Annotated in this window: 26 protein-coding genes and 3 tRNA genes; 7 read left to right on the forward strand and 22 right to left on the reverse strand. The window is 72.6% G+C overall.

The genetic code is table 11. The features are described from left to right. Window positions 1-9 precede the first annotated feature (9 nt). On the reverse strand, window positions 10-1,449 hold the full coding sequence (locus tag ACFYXV_RS05085; RefSeq protein WP_389382120.1) for a DHA2 family efflux MFS transporter permease subunit: 1,440 nt from the start codon (window positions 1,447-1,449) through the stop codon (window positions 10-12). A gap of 206 nt (window positions 1,450-1,655) precedes the next feature. Next, window positions 1,656-2,234 carry a TetR/AcrR family transcriptional regulator gene (locus tag ACFYXV_RS05090; RefSeq protein WP_383340401.1) on the reverse strand — a complete coding sequence of 193 codons (579 nt, stop codon included), beginning with the start codon at window positions 2,232-2,234 and terminating at the stop codon, window positions 1,656-1,658. 204 nt (window positions 2,235-2,438) lie between these two features. Here ACFYXV_RS05090 and ACFYXV_RS05095 point away from each other — a divergent pair, with 204 nt between their 5' ends. Then, window positions 2,439-3,731, forward strand: coding sequence for an NAD(P)/FAD-dependent oxidoreductase (locus ACFYXV_RS05095; protein ID WP_389382019.1), 1,293 nt, complete (start codon window positions 2,439-2,441; stop codon window positions 3,729-3,731). Further along, window positions 3,728-4,648, forward strand: a complete 921-nt coding sequence (locus ACFYXV_RS05100; protein WP_389382020.1) for an RNA polymerase sigma-70 factor — start codon at window positions 3,728-3,730, stop codon at window positions 4,646-4,648. Before ACFYXV_RS05095 ends, ACFYXV_RS05100 begins: the two co-directional genes overlap by 4 nt. A gap of 74 nt (window positions 4,649-4,722) precedes the next feature. Here ACFYXV_RS05100 and ACFYXV_RS05105 read toward each other — a convergent pair whose 3' ends face one another. The 5 genes from ACFYXV_RS05105 to ACFYXV_RS05125 form a co-directional block, all read right to left on the reverse strand. Then, window positions 4,723-5,151 (reverse strand): MaoC family dehydratase, encoded by a 429-nt coding sequence (locus tag ACFYXV_RS05105; protein WP_385472600.1) that lies wholly within the window; start codon window positions 5,149-5,151, stop codon window positions 4,723-4,725. A 1-nt stretch (window position 5,152) separates the two neighbouring features. Beyond that, the gene (locus ACFYXV_RS05110; protein ID WP_266626489.1) at window positions 5,153-5,605 is read right to left on the reverse strand and encodes a MaoC family dehydratase N-terminal domain-containing protein; all 453 of its coding nucleotides are present in this window, start codon (window positions 5,603-5,605) and stop codon (window positions 5,153-5,155) included. Between the two features lie 140 nt (window positions 5,606-5,745). Continuing rightward, on the reverse strand, window positions 5,746-5,910 hold the full coding sequence (gene rpmG, locus ACFYXV_RS05115) for a 50S ribosomal protein L33 (protein WP_007265873.1): 165 nt from the start codon (window positions 5,908-5,910) through the stop codon (window positions 5,746-5,748). Between the two features lie 89 nt (window positions 5,911-5,999). After that, a tRNA-Met gene (locus ACFYXV_RS05120) sits at window positions 6,000-6,072 on the reverse strand. A 48-nt stretch (window positions 6,073-6,120) separates the two neighbouring features. Continuing rightward, window positions 6,121-6,193, reverse strand: a tRNA-Thr gene (locus ACFYXV_RS05125). Window positions 6,194-6,646: 453 nt separating this feature from the next. On the opposite strand from ACFYXV_RS05125, the gene ACFYXV_RS05130 reads away from it, so the two are divergent. Then, on the forward strand, window positions 6,647-7,957 hold the full coding sequence (locus ACFYXV_RS05130; protein WP_385472604.1) for an amidohydrolase family protein: 1,311 nt from the start codon (window positions 6,647-6,649) through the stop codon (window positions 7,955-7,957). A gap of 67 nt (window positions 7,958-8,024) precedes the next feature. Next, window positions 8,025-8,681, forward strand: coding sequence for an SDR family oxidoreductase (locus ACFYXV_RS05135; protein ID WP_389382021.1), 657 nt, complete (start codon window positions 8,025-8,027; stop codon window positions 8,679-8,681). Between the two features lie 33 nt (window positions 8,682-8,714). On the opposite strand, the gene ACFYXV_RS05140 is transcribed toward ACFYXV_RS05135, so the two are convergent. Further along, on the reverse strand, window positions 8,715-9,152 hold the full coding sequence (locus ACFYXV_RS05140; RefSeq protein ID WP_383499528.1) for a DUF3574 domain-containing protein: 438 nt from the start codon (window positions 9,150-9,152) through the stop codon (window positions 8,715-8,717). A 103-nt stretch (window positions 9,153-9,255) separates the two neighbouring features. Further along, window positions 9,256-9,337, reverse strand: a tRNA-Tyr gene (locus ACFYXV_RS05145). A gap of 198 nt (window positions 9,338-9,535) precedes the next feature. Here ACFYXV_RS05145 and ACFYXV_RS05150 point away from each other — a divergent pair. From ACFYXV_RS05150 to ACFYXV_RS05160, 3 genes are all read left to right on the forward strand, one after another. Continuing rightward, window positions 9,536-10,024, forward strand: a complete 489-nt coding sequence (locus ACFYXV_RS05150) for a YajQ family cyclic di-GMP-binding protein (RefSeq protein ID WP_030163016.1) — start codon at window positions 9,536-9,538, stop codon at window positions 10,022-10,024. A 221-nt stretch (window positions 10,025-10,245) separates the two neighbouring features. After that, window positions 10,246-11,673: a SulP family inorganic anion transporter gene (locus tag ACFYXV_RS05155; RefSeq protein ID WP_385472611.1), complete on the forward strand. Its 1,428-nt coding sequence runs from the start codon at window positions 10,246-10,248 to the stop codon at window positions 11,671-11,673. Between the two features lie 19 nt (window positions 11,674-11,692). After that, window positions 11,693-12,940: an APC family permease gene (locus ACFYXV_RS05160; protein WP_385472615.1), complete on the forward strand. Its 1,248-nt coding sequence runs from the start codon at window positions 11,693-11,695 to the stop codon at window positions 12,938-12,940. 178 nt (window positions 12,941-13,118) lie between these two features. Here the strand turns inward: ACFYXV_RS05160 and ACFYXV_RS05165 are convergent, their stop codons facing one another. The 13 genes from ACFYXV_RS05165 to ACFYXV_RS05225 form a co-directional block, all read right to left on the reverse strand. After that, window positions 13,119-14,057 (reverse strand): glycosyltransferase family 2 protein, encoded by a 939-nt coding sequence (locus ACFYXV_RS05165; protein WP_385472689.1) that lies wholly within the window; start codon window positions 14,055-14,057, stop codon window positions 13,119-13,121. 57 nt (window positions 14,058-14,114) lie between these two features. After that, window positions 14,115-14,507: a YccF domain-containing protein gene (locus ACFYXV_RS05170; protein ID WP_383340327.1), complete on the reverse strand. Its 393-nt coding sequence runs from the start codon at window positions 14,505-14,507 to the stop codon at window positions 14,115-14,117. Next, window positions 14,504-15,367, reverse strand: a complete 864-nt coding sequence (htpX, locus tag ACFYXV_RS05175) for a zinc metalloprotease HtpX (RefSeq protein WP_383340325.1) — start codon at window positions 15,365-15,367, stop codon at window positions 14,504-14,506. The genes ACFYXV_RS05170 and htpX overlap by 4 nt, the downstream gene beginning before the upstream one ends. 257 nt (window positions 15,368-15,624) lie before the next feature. Then, window positions 15,625-17,190, reverse strand: coding sequence for an NADH-quinone oxidoreductase subunit N (locus tag ACFYXV_RS05180; protein WP_389382023.1), 1,566 nt, complete (start codon window positions 17,188-17,190; stop codon window positions 15,625-15,627). After that, on the reverse strand, window positions 17,187-18,770 hold the full coding sequence (locus ACFYXV_RS05185) for a NuoM family protein (protein WP_389382121.1): 1,584 nt from the start codon (window positions 18,768-18,770) through the stop codon (window positions 17,187-17,189). The genes ACFYXV_RS05180 and ACFYXV_RS05185 overlap by 4 nt, the downstream gene beginning before the upstream one ends. Window positions 18,771-18,808: 38 nt before the next feature. Further along, window positions 18,809-20,866, reverse strand: a complete 2,058-nt coding sequence (locus ACFYXV_RS05190) for an NADH-quinone oxidoreductase subunit L (protein ID WP_389382024.1) — start codon at window positions 20,864-20,866, stop codon at window positions 18,809-18,811. Further along, window positions 20,863-21,228 (reverse strand): NADH-quinone oxidoreductase subunit NuoK, encoded by a 366-nt coding sequence (nuoK, locus tag ACFYXV_RS05195; protein WP_385472627.1) that lies wholly within the window; start codon window positions 21,226-21,228, stop codon window positions 20,863-20,865. Before nuoK ends, ACFYXV_RS05190 begins: the two co-directional genes overlap by 4 nt. Beyond that, window positions 21,228-21,824: an NADH-quinone oxidoreductase subunit J gene (locus ACFYXV_RS05200; RefSeq protein ID WP_389382122.1), complete on the reverse strand. Its 597-nt coding sequence runs from the start codon at window positions 21,822-21,824 to the stop codon at window positions 21,228-21,230. Before ACFYXV_RS05200 ends, nuoK begins: the two co-directional genes overlap by 1 nt. A gap of 5 nt (window positions 21,825-21,829) precedes the next feature. Continuing rightward, window positions 21,830-22,456 carry a NuoI/complex I 23 kDa subunit family protein gene (locus ACFYXV_RS05205; RefSeq protein ID WP_389382123.1) on the reverse strand — a complete coding sequence of 209 codons (627 nt, stop codon included), beginning with the start codon at window positions 22,454-22,456 and terminating at the stop codon, window positions 21,830-21,832. Then, window positions 22,453-23,412: a complex I subunit 1 family protein gene (locus ACFYXV_RS05210; RefSeq protein ID WP_099889974.1), complete on the reverse strand. Its 960-nt coding sequence runs from the start codon at window positions 23,410-23,412 to the stop codon at window positions 22,453-22,455. The genes ACFYXV_RS05205 and ACFYXV_RS05210 overlap by 4 nt, the downstream gene beginning before the upstream one ends. Continuing rightward, the gene (locus tag ACFYXV_RS05215) at window positions 23,409-24,605 is read right to left on the reverse strand and encodes an NADH-quinone oxidoreductase subunit C (RefSeq protein ID WP_389382025.1); all 1,197 of its coding nucleotides are present in this window, start codon (window positions 24,603-24,605) and stop codon (window positions 23,409-23,411) included. Before ACFYXV_RS05215 ends, ACFYXV_RS05210 begins: the two co-directional genes overlap by 4 nt. Beyond that, window positions 24,602-25,204 (reverse strand): NADH-quinone oxidoreductase subunit B family protein, encoded by a 603-nt coding sequence (locus tag ACFYXV_RS05220; protein ID WP_366100306.1) that lies wholly within the window; start codon window positions 25,202-25,204, stop codon window positions 24,602-24,604. Before ACFYXV_RS05220 ends, ACFYXV_RS05215 begins: the two co-directional genes overlap by 4 nt. Then, complete coding sequence (locus tag ACFYXV_RS05225) at window positions 25,195-25,602, reverse strand: NADH-quinone oxidoreductase subunit A (protein ID WP_099889977.1); 408 nt, start codon at window positions 25,600-25,602, stop codon at window positions 25,195-25,197. The genes ACFYXV_RS05220 and ACFYXV_RS05225 overlap by 10 nt, the downstream gene beginning before the upstream one ends. Between the last annotated feature and the right edge of the window lie 115 nt (window positions 25,603-25,717).

Here is a 25,717-nt window from a genome sequence, read left to right on the forward strand (position 1 = left end):
GGCGGGCGGTCAGCCCGTCGCGGAGACCTTGGCGGAGGCCGCGTATCCGGTGCCGGAGGCGTTCCCGACGGGGTTCCCGGCGGGGTTGCCGGCGGCGTTCTTCGCCGCGTTCCCAGCGGCGGCGGGCGCCGTGGCCGCGAGGCTGCGCTTGGCCGGTACCAGCAGGGCGAAGGCGGCTGCCACGGCCACCCCGGCCGCACCGATCCACAGCGCGGGCACGGTCCCGTCGGTGAAGGCCTGCGGGGACTCGTAGCCGCCCTGGGAGGAGAAGACCGAGGCCAGGACCGCGACGCCGAGGGCGCCGCCGACCTCGCGCAGCGCGTTGTTGGCGCCGGAGGCCTTGCCCGTGTCGGCGGGGGACACCGTGGACATCAGGATGTTGGAGGCGGGGGCGAAGTACAGGCCCATGCCGATGCCGCTGATGATCAGCGCCGGGAGCTGGGCCGCGTACGAGACGTCGGTGCTCAGGATCATCGCGAACCAGCCGAGGCCGAGGGCCTGCAGCGCGAGCCCGGCGGCGACGACGGGGCGGCCGCCGATCCGGTCGGAGAGGATGCCCGCGATCGGGGCGACGACCAGCGGCATGGCGGTCCAGGGGAGCATGCGCACACCGGCCTGGGTGGGCGAGTAGCCGGCGACGCCCTGGAAGAACTGGCTGAGCAGGAAGATCGAGCCGAACATGCCCAGGTACATCAGGAGGCTGGCCATGTTGATCCCCAGGAAGCCCCGGTTCATGAAGAGGCGCATGGGCAGCATGGGGTTGGCGTTGCGGAAGCCGTGGACGATGAAAGCGCCGACGAGCACGGCTCCGGCAATCAGGCCGGTGAGCACGGGGCCGCTGGTCCAGCCGTGGGCGTTGGCGTTGACGAGGCCGTAGACGATGCCGAAGAGGCCGCCGCTGATGAGGAGGGTTCCCGGGATGTCGAGCCGGGCGTTCGGGGCGGTGGACTCGGCCAGCTTCAGGCGGGCGAGCGGGATCAGGGCCAGCCCGATCGGGACGTTCAGCCAGAAGATCCACTGCCAGGAGATGTGCTCGGTGAGGGTGCCGCCGACGAGCGGACCGCTGGCGACGGCGAGGCCGCTGACGGCGCTGAAGATTCCGAGGGCCATGCCGCGGCGGGCGGGCGGGACGGCGGCGGTGAGCAGGGTGAGGGTGAGCGGCATCATCACCGCCGCGCCGACGCCCTGGACGGCGCGGGCGGCGATGAGCTCGTTGATGCCGGGCGAGAGGGCGGCGACGGCCGAGGCACCGGTGAACACCGCGAGGCCGGCCATGAAGAGCCGGCGCCGCCCGAAGCGGTCACCGAGGGCCGCGCCGAACATGAGGAGCACGGCGAAGGTGAGCGTGTACGCGTTCACCGTCCACTCCAGGTCCTCCAGCGCGCCGCCGAGATCCGTGCGGATGGCGGGGAGGGCGGTGGTGACGACGAGGTTGTCGAGGGCGGCCATGAAGCCGGCGACGGAGGTGAGGACGAGCGCCCAGACGGCGGGGCCGCGGAGCGCGGTGTCCCGGGCGCCTTTGGCGCCTTCGGCTTCGTGCGTGGAGTTCACGATTTTCCCCTGAAGGTGATGAAGTGCGTTGTTAGTTATCACTGACTAACTTTTGCGGCCATGAAAATGCGCCGCACAGGGTGACGGACCGGGCCCGCCGGGGCTCACTCCCCCGGCTGACCGTCCCGGCCCTGGACGCGGGCGGCGGGAAACAGGGCCCCCCAGACCCGGTGCCCGGGCGGGAAGCCCATGGCGGCCAGGTTGTTGATCAGCATTCCGTAGGCCATGAAGGTCGTGGTCTCGTTCACGTCCGCGCCGAGGGGGACGTGAACGGTGTCCCAGAGCTCCATCCAGCCCTTGCGCACGAGTTCGCCGAGCTCGTGGTCGCCTGCCGCTTCGGCGGCGCCGATGGTGACGTACATCTGGAGCTGCATCTGGAGCTTGTCGGGGTCCTCGGTGATGAGCCGGGCGTACGCGCTCGCCATGGCGTGCGTGGCCGCCTCGCCCTCCAGCCCCTCACCGGCCGCGGCGAGCACCTCGCGGGTCTCCCGCAGGCAGCGGTCGGCGGCGGCGAGGAAGATGGCCGGCTTGTTGGGGAAGAGCCGGAACAGGTACGGCTGCGAGACCCCGACCCGCTTGGCGATCGCCTCGGTGGAGGTCCCGTGAAAACCACCGCGGGCGAACTCGTGCATCGCCGCGCGGATGACGCTCTCGCGCCGCTCGTCCGCACTCATCCTTGCCATGCATACGAAGTTAGTACTCAATCACTAACTTGGCAAGCCCTCGCTCACGCGCGCCGCATCGCATCGCTCACATCGCATCGCGTCACGTCGCATCGCGTCACGTCGCGGATCACCGTGTCGCGCGTCACATCGGACCCGTGTCACGAACGGGGTGCCCGCTCGCATCTGGTGGTCGTCAACAGCGAGTGGAGAAGGGCGAGAGCGATGAGCGCACAGCCGAAGAGCACACGGCCGGCGGACGCGGACGGAGCCGCCGGGACCGGCACCCACCACGTCCTGATCCTGGGGGCGGGGTACGCGGGGATGTCCGCGGCCGTCCAGCTCGGCGCCCGGGTCGGGCGGCGCCAGGACGTGAGAGTGACCCTGGTGAACGCGCAGGAACGGTTCACCGAGCGGCTGCGGCTCCACATGACGGCGACCGGGCAGCAGCTCGCCGAGCTGAGCGTTCCGGAGCTGCTGGAGGGGACGGGCGCGCGGTTCGTCCGCGGCTGGGTGACGGCGGTGGACGCGGACGCGAGGACGGTCCGCATCGACGACGACCGGGTCCTGCACTACGACACGCTGGTCTACGGGCTGGGCAGCGTGGCCGACCTCGCGACGGTGCCGGGCGTGGAGGAGCACGCGTACACCCTGAACAGCGCCGAGGACGCGGCGGTCCTGGCCGACCGGCTGGAGCAGCTCGGCAACGCCAACGGCAGCGGCAGCGGCAGCGGCAGCGGCAGCGGCAGCGGCAGCGGCAGCGGCAGCGGGACGGTGGTCGTCGTCGGGAGCGGGCTGACCGGCGTCGAGTCCGCCGCGGAGATCGCCGAGCGCCACCCCGGGCTGAACGTCGTCCTGCTGGGGCGGCGGGAACCCGGCGCCGCGATGACCCCGAAGGCCGGGGCGTACCTGCGGGCCGCGCTCGGCCGCCTGGGCGTGGCCGTGCGCGGCGGGGTCGAGGTGGTGAAGGTGCTGCCCGGCGCGGTCGAGCTGGCCGGGGGCGAGCGCGTCCCCGCCGACGCGGTCCTGTGGACCAGCGGTACGCGGGTGTCGCCGCTGGCGGCCGCCGCCGGACTGGCCGTCGACGAGCGCGGCCGCGTCCTCACCGACGCCGCGCTGCGGTCGGTGTCGCACCCGGAGGTGTACGCCGTGGGCGACGCGGCGGCGATCCGGCAGGGCTACGGCGTCATGCACGGCACCTGTCAGGGCGGCATGCCGACGGGCGTGCACGCCGCGGTGTCGATCGTCCGCACGCTGAAGGGCAAGGAGCCCCGGCCGTTCCGCTTCGGCTACTACCACACGCCGGTGAGCCTGGGGCGGAACGACGCGGTGGTGCAGTTCACCCGGCCCGACGACAGTCCGCGGCGCATTCATCTGACCGGCCGCACGGCGGCCCGGTACAAAGAGGTGGTGAGCGCCGCGCCCTGGCCGACGTACGGCCGCATGAAGAAGATGCCCGCCTCGGGGGCCGTCTGGCCGCGCGGCGGCCGCTTCACCCGGAACGGGGTGCCCCGGTGACCGGCCCGTCCACGGAGCTCGACCAGCAGGTGTTCCACCGGCACCGGAACCTGCTGTTCACGGTGGCCTACCGCATCCTGGGCACGGCGGCCGACGCGGAGGACGCGGTCCAGGACACCTGGATCAAGTGGTCGGCGACCGACCGCTCACAGGTGGCCGACCCCAAGGCGTACCTGGCGCGGATCGTGTCGAACGAGGCGCTGGCCCGGCTGCGGTCCGCCCGCCACCAGCGCGAGACCTACGTCGGACCGTGGCTCCCCGAGCCCATCCTCACCACGGGCGACACCGCCGAGACCGTCGTGGACGCCGAATCGGTCTCCATGGCCGTGCTCGTCGTACTGGAGACGCTCAGTCCGCTGGAGCGCGCCGTGTTCGTGCTGAAGGAGGTCTTCGACTTCAGCCACGCAGAGATCGCGGAGGCGCTGGAACGCTCCGAGGCGGCGGTGCGCCAGGCCGCTCACCGGGCCCGCGAGCACGTACGGGCGCGGCGGCCGCGCTTCACCGCCGACCGGTCGCGCCGGCGGGAGGTCACGGAGCGGTTCTTCGCCGCCACGACCGGCGGCGACGTCAACGCGCTGATGGAGGTCCTGTCCCCGGACGTGACCCTGTGGACCGACGGCGGCGGCAAGGTCCGCCAGGCCATGCGCCCGGTCCTGGGCGCGCAGACGGTGGCCGCCTGGTTCGCCGCCATGGGCAGCGTCACCTACCAGGGCGTCGCCCCCGCCGACATGAGGGCCGAACTCGTCGAGATCAACGGAGGACCCGGACTGCTGTTCAGCGCACCGGACCGCGTGATCTCCACGGTCACCTTCGACTTCGACGCCGACGGGCGGATCACCACGATCCACAACGTCGCCAACCCGGACAAGCTCCGGGCCGTCACCGGGGGAACCGCCCACGGCATCGGAACGCGCTGAGCCGGGTGCCGAGCGGGATCCTCCCCGCCCGGCGCCCGGCTCAATGCCCGGCCCGGCCCAATGCCCGGCCCGGCTCAGGCCAGGGTCACCAGGGCCCGGGACATGCCCAGGACCTTCTGGCCCGCGCTCATCGCCGTCAGGTCCACGCGTACGCGGTTGTCGTCCAGCTTCGCCGCGACCTTGGCCGTGACCTCGATCAGCGCGCCCGTCTCGTCGTTCGGTACGACGACCGGCTTGGTGAAGCGGACCCCGTACTCGACGACCGCACCCGGGTCGCCGACCCAGTCGGTGACCACGCGGACCGCCTCGGCCATGGTGAACATGCCGTGCGCGATCACGTCCGGCAGTCCGACCTCCAGCGCGAACTTCTCGTTCCAGTGGATCGGGTTGAAGTCGCCCGAGGCCCCCGCGTAGCGCACCAGCGAGGCGCGCGTCACCGGGAAGGAGCCCGCCGGCAGCTCGGTGCCGACCTCGACGTCGGCGTACTTGATCTGCGCGGTCATCTCAGGCCTCCTCGGGGGCGCGGGAGACGAGCTTCGTCCACGCCGTCACCACGTGCTCGCCGGTCTCGTCGTGGACCTCGCCGCGGATGTCGATGATGTCGTTGCCCGCCATCGACTTCACGGCCTCGATCGTGGAGGTCACCGACAGCCGGTCACCGGCACGCACGGGCCGCGAGTACGCGAACTTCTGGTCGCCGTGCACGACGCGGCTGTAGTCCAGACCCAGCTGGGGGTCCTCGACGACCTGCCCGGCGGCCGCGAACGTGATCGCGAACACAAAAGTCGGCGGGGCGATCACGTCCAGGTGGCCGAACGCCTTGGCGGCCTCGGGGTCGGTGTAGACGGGATTCGCGTCCCCCACCGCCACCGCGAATTCGCGGATCTTCTCCCGGCCGACCTCGTACGGATCGGTGGGCGGGTAGCTCCGCCCCACGAAGGACTGGTCGAGCGCCATGGCTCCCTACCTCCTGTTGGAAAAAGTCGGTCACATGAGGAAAACGATCACGGACCGGCGATCACGGAAACGACACGAGGCCGCCCCCCGGGAAAGGGGACGACCTCATGACGGTGCCTGTATTCGAGACTTCGCTGGGGTCAGCGGGTCTCGCGGTGCGCGGTGTGCGAGTTGCAGCGCGGGCAGTGCTTCTTCATCTCCATGCGGTCCGGGTTGTTACGCCGGTTCTTCTTGGTGATGTAGTTCCGCTCCTTGCACTCCACGCAGGCCAGCGTGATCTTCGGGCGGACGTCGGTGGCAGCCACGTGAGTGCTCCTTGACGGACTATGGGACGGATGAACGCATAAAAGAGTAGCCGATCGGGAGACCGACCCCGCAATCGGCTACTTTTGGGTAGCGGCGACCGGACTTGAACCGGTGACACAGCGATTATGAGCCGCTTGCTCTACCGACTGAGCTACGCCGCTTTGATGTGATCAGCTCCCCACCCGAGGGTGGGGAACCTCTCTCACCAGAGCCCCAATGCGGAATCGAACCGCAGACCTTCTCCTTACCATGGAGACGCTCTACCGACTGAGCTATTGGGGCGAGCGATGAAGACATTACACGGTTGCCCGCCCATCGCCCAAATCCTTTGCGGCGACTGGCCTCCGAGGGGGCGGCGAAGGCTTTCCCGATCAAGGTCCGGCTGCCCGCGAGGCCCTTTTCGGGGCAGATTGTGGCCGGGCTCACATTCCCGGCGGCCCCGCACGCCACCCCGAGCCCCCGCTCCCGCGCTCCCCGCTCCCGCGCTCCCCGCTCCCCGCTCCCCGCTCCGTACGAAGCGGCCCGCGCGAGCCGGCGTCCGCGGCGAAGAGGCACCCGGGGCCGGCCGGGGGCGCGGCCGCGCGCCGCGGCTCGCGGGCACACACCGGTACGACTATTGCGCTCTTCCCCGAAGCGGGGAGCCCCGCGCCCTAGGCTCTGAGCACGCTGCGTGATCTTGGGCCGCGGGCCGCGGCCACTCGGCCCAGGAACCGCCCGAGCCACCGCAGGAGCGCGATGTCCGACAGCCAGCCGCAGCAGCCGTCCCCCTTCCCGCCGGGCGGCCGTGGTGAGGGCGGCGGCCAAGGGCCCCGGCGCCCGCCCGGCAACGCGAACGCGGCCGCCGCCGAGTCCACCACCCTCCTGCTCTCCGGAGCCCGCCTCACGGACGGCCGCACGGTCGACGTCCGGCTCGGCGGCGGCCGGATCCAGGCCGTCGGCACCGCGGGCAGCCTGCCCTCCCCCGCACTCGCCCGCGTGGACCTCGGCGGCTACCTGCTGCTGCCCGCCCCCGCCGAGCCGCACGCCCACGGGGACACCGCCCTGACCGCCGACGGCGAGGGGCCCGTCACGTACGGCACCGACGAGGTGCAGCGCCGGGCCACCGAGGCCGCACTCCTCCAGCTGGGGCACGGCGCCACGGCCGTGCGCTCCCACGTCCGGATCGGCGACGTGCACGGCCTCGGCCCCATGGAGGCCGTGCTCCAGGCCCGCCGCTCGCTGCGCGGGCTCACCGACCTGACCACCGTGGCCGTGCCCCGCCTCCTCACCGGCGTGGCCGGCGCCGACGGACTCGCCATGCTGCGGGACGCCGTCAAGATGGGCGCCTCCGTCATCGGCGGCTGCCCGGACCTGGACCCCGACCCGACGGGCTTCCTCGAAGCCGTCCTGGAACTCGCCGCCGAGCACGGCTGCCCGGTGGACCTGCACACGGACGGTGACGATCCCGGCCGTCTGGCCCGGCTCGCCGCGATGGCCGGCGGGCTGCGCCCGGGGGTGACGATCGGTCCCTGCGGCGGCCTGTCACGGCTCCCGCTGGACGTGGCGCACCGGGCGGCCGACCAGCTGGCCGCCGCCGGCGTACGGGTCACCTGCCTGCCCCAGGGCGACTGCGCGGCCCTGGAGCGCCGCGGCCTGCGCACGGCGCCCGTACGGCTGCTGCGCGCCGCCGGGGTCCGGGTCGCGGCCGGCAGCGGGGCGCTGCGGGACGCCGGCAACCCGGTCGGCCGCGGCGACCCGCTGGAGGCCGCTTTCCTGCTGGCCTCCCAGGGCGGGCTGCGGGCGCCGGAGGCCTACGCGTCGGTCAGCGGCGCCGCCCGGGAGGCGATGGGCCTCCCGGAGGTCCGGGTGGAGGCCGGCTTCCCGGCGGAGCTGCTGGCCGTGCGGGGGGACCGGATCGCGGGGGTGCTGTCCCTGGCGTACAGCCGGATCGTGATCCACCGCGGCCGGGTGGTAGCCCGGACGAGTGCCGTACGGGAGTACTGCGACTCGGCGGTCGCGGTGGCCATGGACCTGCCCCGGCAGGGCCGTGCGGAGCCCGGCCCCTGATCGTCCGGCGGCCCGGCGGCGGGCGGTTTCGCGGGCGGCGGCGCCCGGCTCGTCGTACGGTCGGGGCATGCGCATCGTCATCGCGGGTGGACACGGTCAGATCGCGCTGCGGCTGGAGCAACTGCTCGCCGCGCGCGGATACGAGGTCGCGGGCATCATCCGCGATCCGGGGCAGGGCGACGACCTGCGGGCCGCGGGCGCCGAACCGGTGCTCTGCGACCTGGAGTCGGCTTCGGTCGACCATGTGGCGGGCATTCTGCGGGGCGCGCACGTCGCGGTGTTCGCGGCCGGAGCGGGCCCGGGCAGCGGTGTGGCGCGCAAGGACTCCGTGGACCGGGGTGCGGCGGTGCTGTTCGCCGACGCGGCCGAACGGGCGGGGGTACGGCGCTTCCTGATGGTCTCTTCGATGGGCGCGGACGCGCAGCACGGGGGCGACGACGTCTTCGACTTCTACCTGCGGGCGAAGGGCGAGGCGGACGACCACCTACGGACCCGGCTGGGCCTGGAGTGGACGGTGCTGCGGCCCGGCTCGCTGACCGACGACCCCGGGAGCGGGCAGGTGCGGCTGGAGGCGAGGACGGGCCGCGGGGCGGTGCCGCGCGACGACGTGGCCGCCGTGCTGGCGGAGCTGGTCGAAACCTCGGCGACGGCCGGCCTGACGCTTGAGCTGGTCGAGGGGTCGACCCCCGTCGCGGTGGCCGTCAAGGCCGTCGCGGGAAACTGAGGCCACCGGGGGCTCCCCCGCGTCGACGGGCGCTCAGAACTCGGCGGTCACCTTGTCGTCGGAGCGCCCGACGGAGTCCTGCTGGTACTGGTCCTCGTAGGCCTGCCGGATCCGCTCGATGCGTGCGCTGCGCTCCTCGGCCTCCTTCTCCGGGTAGAGCAGCACCACCTCGTACGAGGTCTCGCGGATGACCTTGCCGGCCCGCTGCCACTGGCCGCGCCCGTCCAGGAGGGTGAGCCCCTCGGGGAAGGCGGGGGTGATCTCCCGGTCCAGGAAGCCCATGAACTCCTGCTCCGCGACGGGAGCCCCGCCGCCGGGGCGCTCGGTGCCGAAGTACAGGGTGGTTTCCTGGTAGGGCTGGCCCACGTGGCTGTGCAGTGCGGCGCCGACGAGGGCCGGGATCCCGGCTCCGAGGAGGGCGAGCAGCACGCCGCCGCCGACCCTCCCGCGCGTGTCAGAAATGAAGTTCACGTCCGGAGAACGAACACGCGACGCGGACGATACGGACGAGGCGGCGCTCGTACGAGAAAACCCCCGCCACTGCGTTTCCGCAGTAACGGGGGTCTCACTCGCGTGGCGGCGCCAGGGTTCGAACCTGGGTAGGCTGAGCCGGCAGATTTACAGTCTGCTCCCTTTGGCCACTCGGGCACACCGCCATGATCGCTGCCATTTTTCCGCCTCTCGGCGGCGCTCCCTGGCAACGACGTAAACGATACCCGATGCTCGGGGGTGCTTCGCCACCGGATTGATCAGCACCGGGGGCGGGCGCGGTGGCTAGGCTTTGCCGAGCGGTCCGGGCATGTCCGGCCGCGCCCTCCGGGGCAATGACAGCCGACTTCAAGGAGCCACAGCACATGGCCGACTCCAGTTTCGACATCGTCTCGAAGGTCGAGCGGCAGGAGGTCGACAACGCCCTCAACCAGGCCGCCAAGGAACTCTCGCAGCGCTACGACTTCAAGGGCACCGGCGCCACCATCGCCTGGTCCGGCGAGAAGATCCTGATGGAGGCGAACTCCGAGGAGCGCGTCAAGGCCGTCCTCGACGTGTTCGAGACCAAGCTGGTCAAGCGCGGTATCTCGCTGAAGGCGCTCGACGCCGGCGAGCCGCAGCTGTCCGGCAAGGAGTACAAGATCTTCGCCTCGATCGAGGAGGGCATCTCCCAGGAGAACGCCAAGAAGGTCGCCAAGATCATCCGGGACGAGGGCCCCAAGGGCGTCAAGGCCCAGGTGCAGGGCGAGGAGCTGCGCGTCAGCTCCAAGAGCCGTGACGACCTGCAGGCCATCCAGGCGCTCCTCAAGGGCAAGGACCTCGACTTCGCGATCCAGTTCGTGAACTACCGCTGATCGCGGTCTCCCACCTGCCGTCCGGCGGCCCGGCGGTCCTTCGCGGACCGGCGGGCCGCGGCTGTTCGCGGGGGCTGCTCCCGGCTTCGGGGGCGTGCGGATCATGTGCCCGGAGTGCGCGGCGCATGCGCCTCACCAGCCCCCAATGAGCACTTGGGCAACCGTGCACGCGCCCGCCAACCTGGCGGTGTTCATCGCCGCGTGACAGGGGAGGTTCACGGATGCCCGGAGTCGGAACGTTTCGCGAGGACTTCGGGGCGTCCGTCGTGGTCGCGCTCGTCGCGCTGCCGCTGTGCGTGGGGGTCGCCGTCGCCTCCGGTGTACCCGCGGAGCTGGGGATCGTGACCGGGGTGGTGGGCGGGCTGGTCACCGGCTGGTTCCGGGGGAGCTCGCTCCAGGTGAGCGGGCCCGCCGCCGGGCTCACCGTGCTCGTCTACGAAGCGGTGCACACGCACGGGGCCCGGGCACTGGGGATCCTGGTGCTGGCCGCCGGGGTACTCCAGCTGTGCATGGGCGCGCTGCGGCTCGGGCGGTGGTTCCGGGCGATCTCCGTCGCCGTCGTGCACGGGATGCTCGCCGGGATCGGGCTCGTGCTGATCGCGGGGCAGCTGTACGCCCTGGGCGGCGTGCCGGCTCCCGGCGCGACCCTGGAGAAGCTGGCCGCGGTCCCGGCGCTCGCCGCGGAGGCGAACTGGGCGGCCGTGGCGCTCGGGGCCGGGACCATCGCGATCCTCGTGGCCTGGCGCCGGATGCCGGCCCGGCTGCGGCTCGTACCGGGCGCGCTGGTCGGGGTGGCGGCCGCCACCGCCGCGTCGGTGGTGCTGGGGCTGCCCGTCGACAAGGTGACCGTGACGGGAGTGCTGGGGGCCGTCGCCCCGCCCGGCTGGGCGGACTTCGGGCTGCTGGCCTCCGCCGGGGCCCTCGGCACCGTGATCGCCCTGGCGCTGATCGCCTCCGCCGAGACCCTGTTCAGCGCGGCCGCCGTGGACCGGATGCACGACGGGCCGCGGACCCAATACGACCAGGAGCTCATGGCCCAGGGAGTCGGCAACACCGTCTGCGGGCTGCTCGGGGCGCTGCCGATGACCGCCGTGATCGTGCGCAGCGCCGCCAACGTCGAGGCCGGGGCCCGCACCCGGGCCTCCCGGGTCATGCACGGCGGCTGGCTGCTGCTGTTCGCCGTCGCACTCCCCCAACTGCTCCGGATCGTGCCCCTCGCCGCCCTGGCCGGGGTGCTGCTGCACGCAGGGTGGAAGCTGCTGCCGGCCCGGGCCGTCGCCGGCCTGTGGCGGACGCACCGGGGCGAGGCGGTGGTGCTGGTGGCCACGGCCGCCGCGGTCGTGGCCACCAACCTCTTCGAAGGCGTGCTGGTCGGACTGGGGCTCGCCGTGGTCAAGGCGGCCTGGGAGACCTCCCACGTGCACATCGAGGAGGTCTGGGAAGGCGGGGAGCTCCACGTCCAGGTCCTGGGGAGCGCCAGCTTCCTGAGGCTGCCGAAGCTGCTGGACGAGCTGGACGCCCTGCCCGCCGGCCACCCCGTACGGCTCGACCTGAGCGGGCTGCGCCACCTCGACCACGCCTGCCTGACGGCCCTCCACGGCTGGGAGCAGAAGCGGACGCCACTGACCGGCCGGGAAGGCGTCATCTAGGGGAGTTACCCTCCGCGGCGTGGACAACGAGCTGAAGCGCACGCTGGGGGTGGCCGACGCCGTCGTCGTCGGGCTGGGCGCCATGGTCGGGGCGGGCATCTTCGCCGCCCTCGCCCCGGCGGCGGGCGCGGCGGGGCCCGCGGGCGGCGCGCTGCTCGCGGCCCTGGCGGTGGCGGCCCTGATCGCCTACTGCAACGCGCACTCCTCGGCGCGGCTGGCCGCCCGGTATCCGGCTTCCGGGGGGACCTACGTGTACGGGCGGGAGCGGCTCGGCCCGTTCTGGGGGTACCTGGCGGGGTGGGGCTTCGTCATCGGCAAGACCGCCTCGTGCGCGGCGATGGCGCTCACGGTGGGGGCGTACGTGTGGCCCGGCCGCCGGCATGCCGTGGCCGTCGCGGCGGTGGTGGCGCTGACCGCCGCGAGCTACGGCGGCGTGCAGAAGTCCGCCCGGATCGCCCGGGTGATCGTGGCGGCGGTACTGGCCGTGCTGGCCGGGGTCGTGGTGGTGTGCCTGACGTCCGGCGCGGCGGACCCGGGACGGCTCGGCGGCCTGGGCGGGGCCGGTGCCGGCGGTCTGTTGCAGGCGGCCGGGCTGCTGTTCTTCGCCTTCGCGGGGTACGCCCGGATCACCACCCTGGGCGAGGAGGTGCGTGATCCGCAGCGGACGATCCCGCGGGCGGTGCCCGTGGCCCTGGGGATCGCGCTGCTCGTGTACGCGGCGGTGGCGGTGGCCGCTCTGTCGGTGCTGGGCGCCGGGGCCCTGGCGGCTTCGCCGGCCCCGCTGGCCGACGCGGTACGGGCGGCAGGGGTGCCGGGACTGACCCCCGTGGTCCGGGTCGGGGCGGCCCTGGCGGCGCTGGGCTCCCTGCTGGCCCTGGTGCTCGGGGTGTCGCGGACCACCCTGGCGATGGCCCGGGACGGCCACCTGCCCCGCGCGCTGGCCGCCGTACATCCCCGGCACCGGGTGCCCCACCGTGCGGAGCTCGCCGTGGGGGCGGTGGTCGCGGTGCTCGCGGCGACCACCGACCTGCGGGGCGCGATCGGCTTCTCGTCCTTCGGGGTGCTGGCCTACTACGCGATCGCGAACGCTTCCGCGTGGACGCTCGGTTCAGGTGTCAAGGGCCGGGCCGTGGCAGCGGTCGGGCTGTCCGGCTGTGTCGTACTGGCCTGCGCGCTGCCGGCCGCGTCGGCACTCGCGGGGGCAGCGGTACTGGCACTGGGCGCGGCCGCCTACGGGGTGCGCGGCCGGCTCAGACGCGCGATCTGAACTCCGCCCAGGGGGCCGTCTCCGGATCCGCGGGCCCGAAGCCGCGTACACGTCGGGCGACTTGCTCCAGCAACTGCTCGTTCCCGTTCCCGTTCCCGGTCATGCGTCCATCGTGACCCACGCCACTGACAATCGCCCCGACCTGCGGCGACCCGCGCCGACGCCCCCGGAGCCGCCGTCAGTTCCCGCCGGGTCCCGGCCCTTTGCCGATGTCCTGCTCGCGCGCCGAGTCGTATCCGATGAAGTACGTGGGACGGCGCTGCACCGCGGTGTAGATCCGGCCGATGTACTCGCCGAGCAGCCCCACGCAGATCAGCTGCACACCGCCCAGGAACAGCATGGCGACGAACAGCGAGCTCCAGCCGGGCACGGTCTTGCCGAGCAGGAAGACCACCAGCGTCCAGGCGATCATCACGAAGCAGGTGACGAAGCTGATGACGCCGAGCCAGGTCGCCAGCCGCAGCGGCGCGGCCGAGAAGTTGGTGATGCCGTCCACGGCGAGGCGGATCATCTTGCTCAGCGGGTACTTGGTCTCGCCCGCCACCCGCTCGCCCCGGCGGTACGTCACCTGCCCGCTCGGGAAACCGAGCCACGGCACCAGCAGCCGGTAGACCTGGTGCTGGTCCGGCAGGGACTTGAGGGCCTCCACCGCCTCGCGGCTGAGCAGCCGGAAGTCCCCGGCCTGCGCGGGCACCTGCTTGCCGACCATGCGCCGCATCAGCCAGTAGTAGGCACCGGCGGTGCGGCGCTTGAAGCCGGTGTCGGTGCTGCGGTCGGAGCGGACGCCGTAGACGATGTCGAGGCTCTCGGACCGGGCCAGGTCCAGCATCTCCGGGATCTTCTCCGGCGGGTCCTGGAGGTCGGCGTCGATGCTGGCCACGTACGCCCCGACGGAGCTGTGCAGTCCGGCGCGCAGGGCGGCCTGGTGGCCGGAGTTGCCGCGCAGCCGGACGATGCGCAGCTCGGGCCAGTCCGTACGGAACTTCTCCAGGAGTTCGGCGGTCCGGTCGGTGCTCCCGTCGTCGACGGCCAGCACCTCGTACGGGACGCCGGTGTCGTCGAGCACCGGGCGCAGACGGCCCACCAGGGCGGGAAGGGCCTCTTCCTCGTTGTACATCGGCACGATGACCGAGAGGGTCGTGGCCGTACGCGCGGACGACACTGACTCTGCCGCCTACCGGGACGCGAACGGCGCGTCGGTCGGGACGATCTCACGGCCCAGCGGGAGCAGGGACAGCGGGACCATCTTGAAGTTGGCGATGCCGAACGGGATGCCGATGATCGTCACGCACAGGGCGATGCCGGTGACGATGTGGCCGAGGGCCAGCCACCAGCCCGCGAGGACCAGCCACAGGACGTTGCCGACGCAGGATCCGGCGCCCGCGTCATGACGCTCCACCGTGGTGTAGCCGAAGGGCCACAGGGCGTACACGGCGATGCGGAAGGCCGCGATGCCGAACGGGATCCCGATGATCGTGATGCACAGGAGGACGCCCGCCAGGCAGTAGCCCAGGAACAGCCAGATGCCGCTGAGGACGAGCCAAATGACGTTGAGGATGGTCTTCATCGGCCGTGTCCTGCCATCTGTTCGAGCCGGGCGATGCGCTCGGCCATCGGAGGGTGCGTCGAGAACATCTTAGAAAGGCCCTGGCCCGGGCGGAAAGGGTTGGCGATCATCATGTGGCTCGCGGTCTCCAGCCTGGGTTCGGGGGGCAGCGGGAGCTGCTTGACGCCCGCGTCCAGCTTGCGCAGGGCACTGGCCAGGGCGAGCGGGTCGCCGGTGAGCTGGGCGCCGGACGCGTCCGCCTCGTACTCGCGCGAGCGGCTGATCGCCAGCTGGATCACGGAGGCCGCCAGCGGGCCCAGGATCATGATCAGCAGCATGCCGAGGATGCCGGGCCCCTCGTCGTCGTTGGACCGGCCGATGGGGATCAGCCAGGCGAAGTTCACGAGGAACATGATGACGGAGGCCAGGGCTCCGGCGACGGACGAGATCAGGATGTCGCGGTTGTAGACGTGGCTCAGCTCGTGGCCGATGACCCCGCGCAGCTCGCGCTCGTCGAGGATGCGCAGGATCCCCTCGGTGCAGCAGACGGCCGCGTTGCGCGGATTGCGGCCGGTGGCGAACGCGTTCGGCGCCTCGGTCGGCGAGATGTAGAGCCGGGGCATGGGCTGGCGCGCGGACGTGGAGAGCTCGCGCACCATGCGGTAGAGCTGCGGGGCCTCGAACTCGCTGACGGGACGGGCGCGCATCGCGCGTAGAGCCAGCTTGTCGCTGTTCCAGTACGCGTACGCGTTCGTCCCGAGGGCGACGAGGACGGCGATGATCAGGCCGCCCCGCCCGAAGAAACTCCCGATGACGATGATGAGTGCGGACAGCCCGCCGAGGAGTACGGCGGTCTTCAGCCCGTTGTGCCGGCGGTGCACGGTACGCCCTCCAAATGGTGCGGCAGGGGAGCCCCGTCCTGGTTCTGAGGGTCTACGGTCCAGTGGACCCTCCCTCACCGCTCAACGCGAGGTGAGGGCGTCTGGTTCCCAGGGCGCGGCGGTGCCGCCGCCCGGGAGGCCGGGACGGCGGGCGTACGGAGGGCCCGCGGCGGCCGTTGGGCCGTACGGGTCATGGCGTACGGGTCTGCCGGTGCGGTGCCCGCGCGCGGGCCGCGCGGTACGGCGGGCACGGCGGGCTACAGCGGGAACAGGCTGCCCGACGCGAAGCGCAGGACCAGCTGCGGGGCGACCGAGAGCACCACGGCGACGACGGCCGTGACCGCGATCGCGGCGGAGACCGGCCACGGGGCCTTCGTACGGACGCCTTCGGCGGGGGCCTCGGGTGCGCGGAAGAGCAGCGCCGTCCAGCGCAGGTAGTAGTACAGGGCGATGACGACGTTGACCGCCATGACCACGGCCAGCCAGCCCAGGCCCGCGTCGACGGCCGAGCGGAAGACGGTGACCTTGGCGAAGAGGCCGATGAGGCCCGGCGGCAGGCCGGCCAGGCAGAGCAGGAAGAACGCCAGCGCGAGGGCGGCGGCCGGGCGCTGCGCGTACAGGCCGCGGTAGTCGCTGATGCGGTTCTGCGGCTTCGTGCGGGCGACCAGGGCCGCCACGGCGAAGGCGCCGAGGTTCACGGCGCCGTACATCAGGGCGTACGCGACGGTGGAGCCGATCTGGTCGCGGCCGGAGTACGCGGCGGCGGCGATCGGGACGAGCAGGTAGCCGGCCTGGCCGACGGAGGACCAGGCGAGGAGCCGGACCGCGCTGTTCTGCCGGTCGGCGCGCTGGCGCACGGCGGCGGCGTTGCCGAGCGTCATGGTGAGCGCGGCGAGGACGGCGAGGGCCGGGCCCCAGATCTCGGAGTACGCCGGGAAGGCGATCACCGTGACGAGGATGAGCCCGGTGAAGCCGACGGCCTTGCCGATCACGGAGAGGTAGCCCGCGATGGGCAGCGGCGCGCCGACGTAGGTGTCCGGGACCCAGAAGTGGAAGGGGACGGCGGCGGTCTTGAAGGCGAAGCCGACGAGGGTGAGCGCGACGCCGGCCATGGCGAGGGTGTCGAGCTGCCCGGGGACGTCTTCGAGCCGGTCGGCGACCTGGGTGAGGTGCAGGGATCCGGTGGCGGCGTAGACGAAGCTGACGCCCATCAGCGACACGGCGGTGGCGGTGACGGAGGACAGGAAGAACTTGAGGGCGGCCTCGGAGGAGAGGCGGTCGCCGCGGCGCATGCCGACGAGCGCGAAGGCCGGCAGCGAGGCGACTTCGAGGGCGACGATCAGGGTGGCGAGGTCGCGGGAGGCGGGCAGCAGGGCGGCTCCCGCCGCGGAGGACAGCAGCAGGAACCAGTACTCGCCGGCCGGCATGCGCGCGTCGCGGACCGCGGTGACCGACAGCAGGGCCGTGACCAGGGCTCCGGCCAGCACGAGGAACTGGATGACGAGCGCGAAGTGGTCGGCGGTGTAGCTGCACGCGCCGGGGTCGGTGGCGAGGCAGAAGGTGGCGCGGTCGCCGGCGCGCAGCGGGATCAGGGCGGCGGTCGCGGCGGCGAGGCCGACGACGGAGAGCCAGCCGAGCAGCGGCTTGCGGCGCTCCGGTACGAAGAGGTCGGCGACCAGGACGACCAGGGCGACGGCGGCGGGCAGGACCACCGGGGTGATCGCGAGCCAGTCGACGCTCTGGACGAGGCTCGCGGCCCCGGCGGCCGGTGCCGCGGCCGCGGCCGTGGTGGGCAGGGCCGTCATGGCCGTCATGGCCGTCATGCGTTGCCTCCTGCGAGGAGCTTCTGGACGGCCGGGTCGGTGAGGCCGAGGAGGACGGCGGGCCACAGGCCGGCGAGGACGGTGAGGGCCACGAGCGGGGTCCAGGCGGCGAACTCGTAGCGCTGGATGTCGGCGAGTTCGAGCGCCGGCCCGGACGCCGGTCCCGGTGCGGGCTCCGGCCGGGCCGCGGGGTCGCCCATGCAGACGCGCCGTACGACGGTCAGCAGGTAGGCGGCGGTGAGCAGGGTGCCGAACGCGCCGAAGGCCGTGTACGTGAGGAAGGCGGGCCGGGAGAGCCCCTGCGCCGGCTCGAACGCGCCGAACAGAGCCAGCATCTCGCCCCAGAAGCCGGCCAGGCCGGGCAGGCCGAGCGAGGCGACGGCGGCGAAGGCGAGGAAGGCGCCGAGGCGGGGGGCGCGGCCGTAGAGGGCGGCGCCGGTGGCTCCGGCGAGGGTGTCGAGGTCGGCGGTGCCGTAACGGTCCTTGAGGGCGCCGACCAGGAAGAAGAGGAGGCCGGTGATCAGGCCGTGGGCGATGTTCGCGAACAGCGCGCCGTTGACTCCGGTGGGGGTCATGGAGGCGATGCCGAGGAGCACGAAGCCCATGTGGCCGACGGACGAGTACGCGATGAGGCGCTTGAGGTCGCCCTTGTTGCCCTTGCGGGCGAGCCAGAGGCAGGCGAGCGACCCGTAGACGATGCCGACGGCGGCGAAGGCGCCCAGGTAGGGGGCGAAGGTGGCCATGCCGTCGGGGGTGACGGGCAGCAGGATGCGGACGAACCCGTAGGTGCCCATCTTGAGCAGGACGCCGGCCAGCAGGACGGAGCCGACGGTGGGCGCGGCCGTGTGGGCGTCGGGCAGCCAGCTGTGCAGCGGCCACATCGGGGTCTTCACGGCCAGGCCGATCCCGATGGCGAGGACGGCCAGGAGCTGGGTGGTGTGGGTCAGTTCGCGGCCGTTGTCGGAGGCGAGTGCCACCATGTCGAAGGTGCCGCTGTTCAGTCCGATGAGCAGCAGTCCGAGGAGCATGACCACGGAGCCGAGGAGGGTGTAGAGGATGAACTTCCAGGCGGCGGCCTGCCTCTGAGCGCCGCCCCAGCGGGCGATGAGGAAGTACATCGGGATGAGGACCATCTCGAAGGCGAGGAAGAACAGCAGCAGGTCGAGGACGGCGAAGGTCGCGAGGGTGCCGGATTCGAGGACGAGCAGCAGGGCGACGAAGGCCTTCGGGGAGGGGCCTTCGGGGAGCTTGAAGTAGCTGTAGAGCGCGCAGAGGAAGAACAGCAGCGCGGTCATCAGGAGGAGGGGGAGCGAGATGCCGTCGATGCCGAGGTGGATCCGCACGTTCAGCGCCTGGATCCAGCTGATGTCCGTGGTCGCCTGGAAGCGGGCCGGGGCGTCGTGGTCGAAGCCCAGGGCGAGGGCGATGGCCGCGGCGAGGATCACGCCGGTCACGGTCACTCCGTGGCGCAGCACGGCCTGTTCGGGGCTCTTGCCCTTGAGTCCGGGCGGGGCGGGCAGGAGGGCCGCGAGGGCGCCGAGGAGCGGTGCGGCCACGACGAACGCCAGGAGGAACTGCATCACGGACGGGCTGATATCAATCACGGCTGACTCACGGCTCACGATCCGGCGTTGACGTTGGCGAGGACGGCGGTGGCGATCGCCAGGACCACGGCGCCGGCGAGCAGGGCGCTCAGGTAGCTCTGCACGTTGCCGGTCTGGGCCCGGCGTACGAGGCTGCCGAGCAGCCGGGGGCCGGCGCCCGCGCCGCTGACGTAGGTGTCCACGACCTCGCGGTCGAGGAAGCGGACGAGGCTCGCGGCGGCGCGGACGGGTCGGACGAACAGCCGGTCGTAGACGGCGTCGAGGTGGAAGCCGTCGGCCGCGTGGCGGTGCAGGGGCCCGAGCAGCGCCCGGCCGGGGTCGGCGGCGGGGCCGGCCGGGACGGCGGGGTGCTCGTGGGTGACCTCCGCGACCTCGGGCGTCTCGGCGGCGGATTCGGCCGCGGCGGTGGCCGCGGACACCGTGGCGGCGACGGCGGCGGGCTGCTCGGCCGCGGCGATGGTGGCGCCGGGGGCGGGTGCGGCCGTGGCGGGAGCCGCGGCGGCCTTGGCGGCGGCCCGCTGCCACAGGGCGTACGTCAGGACCGCGCCGACGGCGGCGGCTCCGGTGCCGAGGACGGAGGTGACGGGCGTGGGGGTGAGCCCGTTGCCGTCGAACCAGTCGGCGATCGGGCCGGCGGCGAGGCCGAGTCCGATGGACGGGACCGCGAGCAGCCACAGCACGCCGGTCATGGCGACGGGCTCCTTGCCGTGGTCGGGGGCGGCCGTGCCCCGGCCGCGGAAGGCCATCAGCCACAGCCGGGTGGCGTAGGCGGCGGTGAGCAGGGCGGTCAGTACGCCCGCGACGAGGACGAGCCAGCCGGCTGCGCTGGGAGCGGCCTCCGTGTGCCCGCCGGCGGCGTGCTCGGCGGCGACGAGGACGGCTTCCTTGGAGAAGAAGCCGGCGAAGGGCGGGATCGCGGCGAGCGCGAGCAGCGCGATCGTCATGGTCCAGAAGGCGTCGGGGATGCGCTTGGCCAGGCCGTCCATGCGGGACATGGCGGCCAGGGAGTTCGTCCCGGCGGCGTGGATGATCACGCCCGCGCCGAGGAACAGGAGCGCCTTGAAGGCGCCGTGGGACAGGAGGTGGAAGACGGCGGCGCCGCGGTCGCCGACGGCCAGGGCCCCGGTCATGTAGCCGAGCTGGCCGATCGTGGAGTAGGCGAGCACGCGCTTGATGTCGTCCTGGGCCAGGGCGGCGAGGCCGGAGCCGATCATCGTGACGGCCGCCATGACGGCCATGACCACCATCGCGGCCTGCGAGGCCTCGAAGACCGGGAGGAGGCGGGCGACGAAGTAGACACCGGCGGCGACCATCGTCGCGGCGTGGATCAGCGCGGACACCGGGGTGGGGCCCGCCATGGCGTCGGGGAGCCAGGTGTGCAGCGGGAACTGCGCGGACTTGCCCGCGACTCCGGCGAGCAGCAGCAGCGCGATCAGCGTCGGGTGGTCGAGCCCGCCCGCGGCGACGGTGCCCAGGATCTTGGGGATCTCGAAGGAGCCGGCGTCGGTGGCGAGCGCGAACAGGCCGATCAGGAAGGGGACGTCGCCCAGCTTGGTGACGAGGAAGGCCTTGAGGGAGGCGGAGCGGGCCGCCTCGGTCTCCCAGTAGTGGCCGACGAGGAAGTACGAGCAGATGCCCATGACCTCCCAGCCGACCAGCAGCACCATCAGGTCGCCGGAGTAGACGACGAGCAGCATGGCGGAGGTGAAGAGCGAGACCAGGGCGGCGTACGAGGGGTAGCGCGGGTCCTCGCGGAGGTACGCGGTGGAGTAGAGCTGTACGCAGGTGGCGACGACGCCGACCAGCACGGCGACCAGGACGGCGAACCCGTTCAGGTAGAGCGCGAGGTCGATCGGCACCGAGCCGGTCGGGGTCAGCTCCGTCGAGGCGACGATCGGCTTGCCGCCGCCCTGGCGGACGGCGACGACCACGGCCAGTACGGCCGAGGCCAGGGCCGGCAGCACGGCGAGGGGCCGGACGAATCCGGGGGCGGTGCGGCCGAGCAGCAGTCCCGCGACCGCGCCCAGGAAGGGCAGGAGCGGGACGAGGACGGCGAGGGTCGTGGTGCTCACGCGGTGACCTCGCTCTGGTTGTTCGGGGCGTTCGGGGCGTTCGGATCGGGCTCGTGGCCTTCTGCGGTGTCGCGCAGCCGGTCTACGTCCGAGGTGCCGCGGTTGCGGTACACCATCAGCACGATCGCGAGGCCGATGCCGATCTCGGCGGCGGCGATGGCGATCGTGAAGAGGGTGAGGGCCTGGCCGGCGTGCAGGGCGTCGCGCAGCCAGACGTCGAAGGCCACCAGGTTGAGGTTGACGGCGTTGAGCATCAGCTCGACGGACATCAGGACCAGGATGGCGTTGCGGCGGGCGAGCACTCCGTACAGGCCCGTGCAGAAGAGGAGCGCCGCGAGCACGGCGGGGTAGGCGAGGTGCATCAGCGCTGCTGCCCCTTCGTGGTGTCTTCGGACCCGGCGGCGGCGTCCCTGCGGGAGAGCACGATGGCGCCGATCAGGGCCGCGAGGAGGAGGACGGAGAGCGCTTCGAAGGGCAGCACCCAGTGCTGGAAGAGGATCTCGCCGGTGACCTTCGTCGAGCCCTGGACGGGTCCGTCGAGGTCGATCCACGTGGTGCGGAAGGCGTCGACGACGACCCACACGAGGGCGGCGGCCGCGACGAGGGCGACGCCGAGGGCCACCCAGCGGTTGTTCGAGTCGGCGTCCGGGGAGCGGCCGATGGGGGCCTTGGTGAGCATCAGCCCGAAGAGGAGGAGGACGACCACGGAGCCGAGGTAGATCAGGACCTGGACCCAGGCGATGAACTCGGCGGTCAGCAGCAGGTACTCGACGGCGATGCCGCCGAGGGCGACGACCAGCCAGAGGGCCGCGTGCACGAGCTGCTTGGTGGTGACGGTGACGACGGCCGCGCCGAGCGTGGCGAGGCCGACGAGGAGGAACGCGATCTCGACGCCGGTCGGGGAGAGGAACCCGTGGCCCGTCGCCGCGGCGGCCAGGGTGGTGGCCGCGGGGGTCAGGTCGCTCACGCGTCTGCCTCCGGGGTGGTGGGGGTGTCGGTCTCGGGCGTGGGGGGCGTCGAGGGCGCCGCAGCCTCGGCGGCCGCTGCAGCTGCCGCTGCCGCTGCGACCGCGGCTTCGGCCTTCTCCGCCGCCTTGCGGGCCGCGGCGATCTCCTTGGGCTCCTCCGCGGCCGGGTCCAGGGCGGGCGGGGCCGGGACGGTCCACATCCACTCGCGCAGCTTGTCGCGCTCGTGGGTGAGTTCGAGGATGTCCGTCTCCGCGTACTCGAACTCCGGCGACCAGAAGAGGGCGTCGAAGGGGCACACCTCGATGCAGATGCCGCAGTACATGCACAGGGAGAAGTCGATGGCGAAGCGGTCGAGGACGTTGCGGCTGCGCTCGCGGCCGCCGGGGGCGGCGGCCGGGACCGTCTCCTTGTGCGAGTCGATGTAGATGCACCAGTCGGGGCACTCGCGGGCGCACAGCATGCAGACCGTGCAGTTCTCCTCGAACAGGCCGATGACCCCGCGGGTGCGGGGCGGGAGCTCGGGCTGCACTTCGGGGTACTGGGCGGTGTGCGCGCGCTTCGTCATCGTGCGCAGGGTGACGGCGAGGCCCTTGGCGAGGCCGGATCCGGGGATGGGCATCAGCTGATCGCCACCTTCACGATGCCGGTGAGCGCGATCTGGGCGAGCGCGAGCGGGATGAGTGCGGTCCAGGCGAGCTTCTGGAGCTGGTCCTCGCGCAGGCGCGGGTAGCTGACGCGCAGCCAGATCACGACGAAGGCGAGGACGGCGGTCTTGAGCAGGGTCCAGACCCAGCCGTCGGCGACCGGGCCGTGCCAGCCGCCGAGGAAGAGGACGGTGGTGAGAGCGCAGAGGACGACGATGCCGGCGTACTCGGCGAGCAGGAAGAGCGCGAAGCGCAGGCCGGTGTACTCGGTGTACGCGCCGAAGATGATCTCGGAGTCGGCGACGGGCATGTCGAAGGGCGGCCGCTGGAGTTCGGCGAGGCCGGCGGTGAAGAAGACGAGCGCGCCGGTGATCTGCCAGGGGAGCCACCACCACTGGAAGGCGTCGACGATGCCGGGGAGGGACACGGTCCCGGCGGCCATGGCGACGGAGGCGGCGGCGAGCAGCATGGGGAGCTCGTAGGCGAGGAGCTGGGCGGCGGTGCGCAGGCCTCCGAGCAGGGAGAACTTGTTCGCGGAGGCCCAGCCGGCCATCAGGGAGCCGAGGACGCCGACGCCCATGACGGCGAGGACGAAGAACAGCCCGGCGTCGATGACCTGGCCGACGGCGCCCTCGCCCGGCCCGATGGGGATGGCGACGAGGACGAGGAGGTACGGGAGCAGGGCGACGGCGGGGGCGAGCTGGAAGATGCGGCGGTCGGCGCCCGCCGGGACGACGTCTTCCTTCTGCGCGAACTTCACGCCGTCGGCGACGAGCTGGGCCCAGCCGTGGAAGCCGCCGGCGTACATGGGGCCGAGGCGGCCCTGCATGTGCGCCATGACCTTGTGCTCGGTCTGCCCGACGACGAGCGGGAGCACGAGGAACACGGCGAAGACGACGATGAGTCGCAGCGCGACGTCGAGGACGTCGTTCACGCGTCGCCTCCCTTGGTTTCGGGTTCGTCGGGTTCGGATGCGGCAGGGCCCGCGCCGGGGGCGGGGTCCGGTTCGGCGTCGGGCCGGGGGGCGGCCCCGGGCCTGGTCTCAGGCTCGGCCGCGGGTGCGGGTGCGGGTGCGGGCGTGGACTCCGGCTCGGCCGCGGGTGCGGGCGTGGCCTCCGGTTCCGGTTCCGGAACCGGTTCGGCGAAGGCGGGCTGGGCGTGGTGCCAGGGGGCGTCCGCGCTGCGGGGCGCGGGGCGCCTGCCCGGCGCCACCGTGCGGCCGCGGATCGCCTGGCTCGGAGCCGTCTCGCCCTGCCCGGCCTCGCCCTGCCCGGCCTCGGCCTGCCCGGCCTCGGCCTGCCCGACCTCGGCCTCCGGCTCGGCCGGGGTGACCGCCTGGCTCGCCGAGCCTTCCGAGACCGAGCGGGTGCGGCGGGCCGGGCGCGGGGGCGCGGCCTCGGCGCCGGGCTCCGCCGGGGTGGTCGCCTGGCTCGTCGAGCCGTCCGTCACCGAGCGGGTGCGGCGGGCCGGGCGGGCGGGGGCTTCGGCTCCCGCGGTGCCTGCGGCCGCCGCGCGGGCGCCCCGGACCGGGCGGGCCGGGGCCGGCGGGAGCTGGCCCTTCAGGGGGCCCCAGTCGTTGGGGTCCGGGACGCCCGGCGGGAGCATCTGGCGGCGCTTCGGGGCATTGGGGTCATGGGCCTCGCCCGGCTCCTTGGCTCCCGGCCACGCCTTCGCGACGCGCGCGGCCAGGACGAAGTCCTTCCGCAGCGGGTGGCCTTCGAAGTTCTCCGGGAGGAGGAGGGGGACCAGGTGCGGGTGGTCCGTGAAGACCACGCCGAACATCTCGTGCGTCTCGCGCTCGTGCCATTCCGCGCCCGCGTAGACCGCGACCGCGGAGGGCAGGGAGGGCGCCGAGTGCGGGACCGTCGTACGGAGCAGCAGGCGGCGTACGCGGTGGTTCTCCAGGCACACGACGTGGGCGCAGACGCGGAAGCCCGTCCCCGGCTCGTCCACCGCGCTCAGCCAGTCGAAGTAGGTGCAGCCGAGCTTGTCCCGGGCGATCTCCAGCGACGGGATCCAGCTCCCGGCCGGCACGTCCACCGTCAGCACGTCGTAGGAGCGGTCGGCCAGAGCCTCCGCGCCGAAGATCGTCGCCACCGCGTCCGGGAGGGAGTCGTAGAGGTTCACGCGTCGGCCCCCGGGGCGGGCGGCGGGGTGATCAGACCGCTCGTGAGCTGGGCGGTCGACGGCCCCGTCGCGTAGCGGTCCGCCAGCGACTCCCTGGCGATCTTCTCCTGGAGCTTGAGGATGCCCTGGAGCAGCGCCTCCGGGCGCGGCGGGCAGCCGGGGACGTAGACGTCGACCGGGATGATCTGGTCGACGCCCTTCGTCACCGAGTACGAGTCCCAGTACGGGCCGCCGCAGTTGGAGCAGGCACCGAAGGAGATGACGTACTTCGGCTCCGGCATCTGCTCGTACAGCCGCTTCACGGCGGGGGCCATCTTGTCCGTCACCGTGCCGGAGACGATCATCAGGTCCGCCTGGCGCGGGCCCGGCGCGAAGGGGATGACGCCGAGGCGGATGAAGTCGTGCCGGGCCATCGACGCGGCGATGAACTCGATCGCGCAGCAGGCGAGGCCGAAGTTGAAGACCCACAGGCTGTAGCGGCGGCCCCAGTTCAGGACCACCTTCATGGGCTCGGGCGCCAGGCGGGAGAGGACTCCCAGGCGCTTGGGCTCCGGGAGCAGCTGGGGCTCGGCCGGCGTCGCGGCCGGTGTCACGTCCATTCGAGGACGCCCTTCTTGTACGCGTAGAGCAGGCCGACGGCCAGGAAGCCCAGGAAGATGAACATCTCCACGAGCGTGGTGGCGCCGTAGCCGGTGTCGGCGAACACCGTCGCCCACGGGAAGAGGAAGATCGAGTCGACGGCGAAGATGACGTAGAGGAACGCGTAGACGTAGTAGCGGACCTGGGTGTGCGCCCAGCCCTCGCCGACGGGGTCCACGCCGCACTCGTACGTCAGCAGCTTCTCGGGGGTCGGGACGACCGGTCTCAGCAGGCGGCCCGCGCCGAACGCGACGGCCACGAAGAGCACACCGAGGACGGCCAGCAGGCCGACGACCGAATAACTCCGGAAATAGTCCGCCGCGAGCACGGTTACGGTCGATACCGTTGGGTCGGGCACGTCCGTTCCTCGCTCCTTGGCCACTGTCGATGATCTGGTACGGACGGGAGTCTAGGGCCTGGTCCACACAGGGTGGGGTTATCCCCCGTTTACAGCGGCCCGGCTGCCCCATGGC

It is taken from the genome of Streptomyces sp. NPDC002181 (genome assembly GCF_042890485.1).
Lineage (GTDB): Bacteria > Actinomycetota > Actinomycetes > Streptomycetales > Streptomycetaceae > Streptomyces.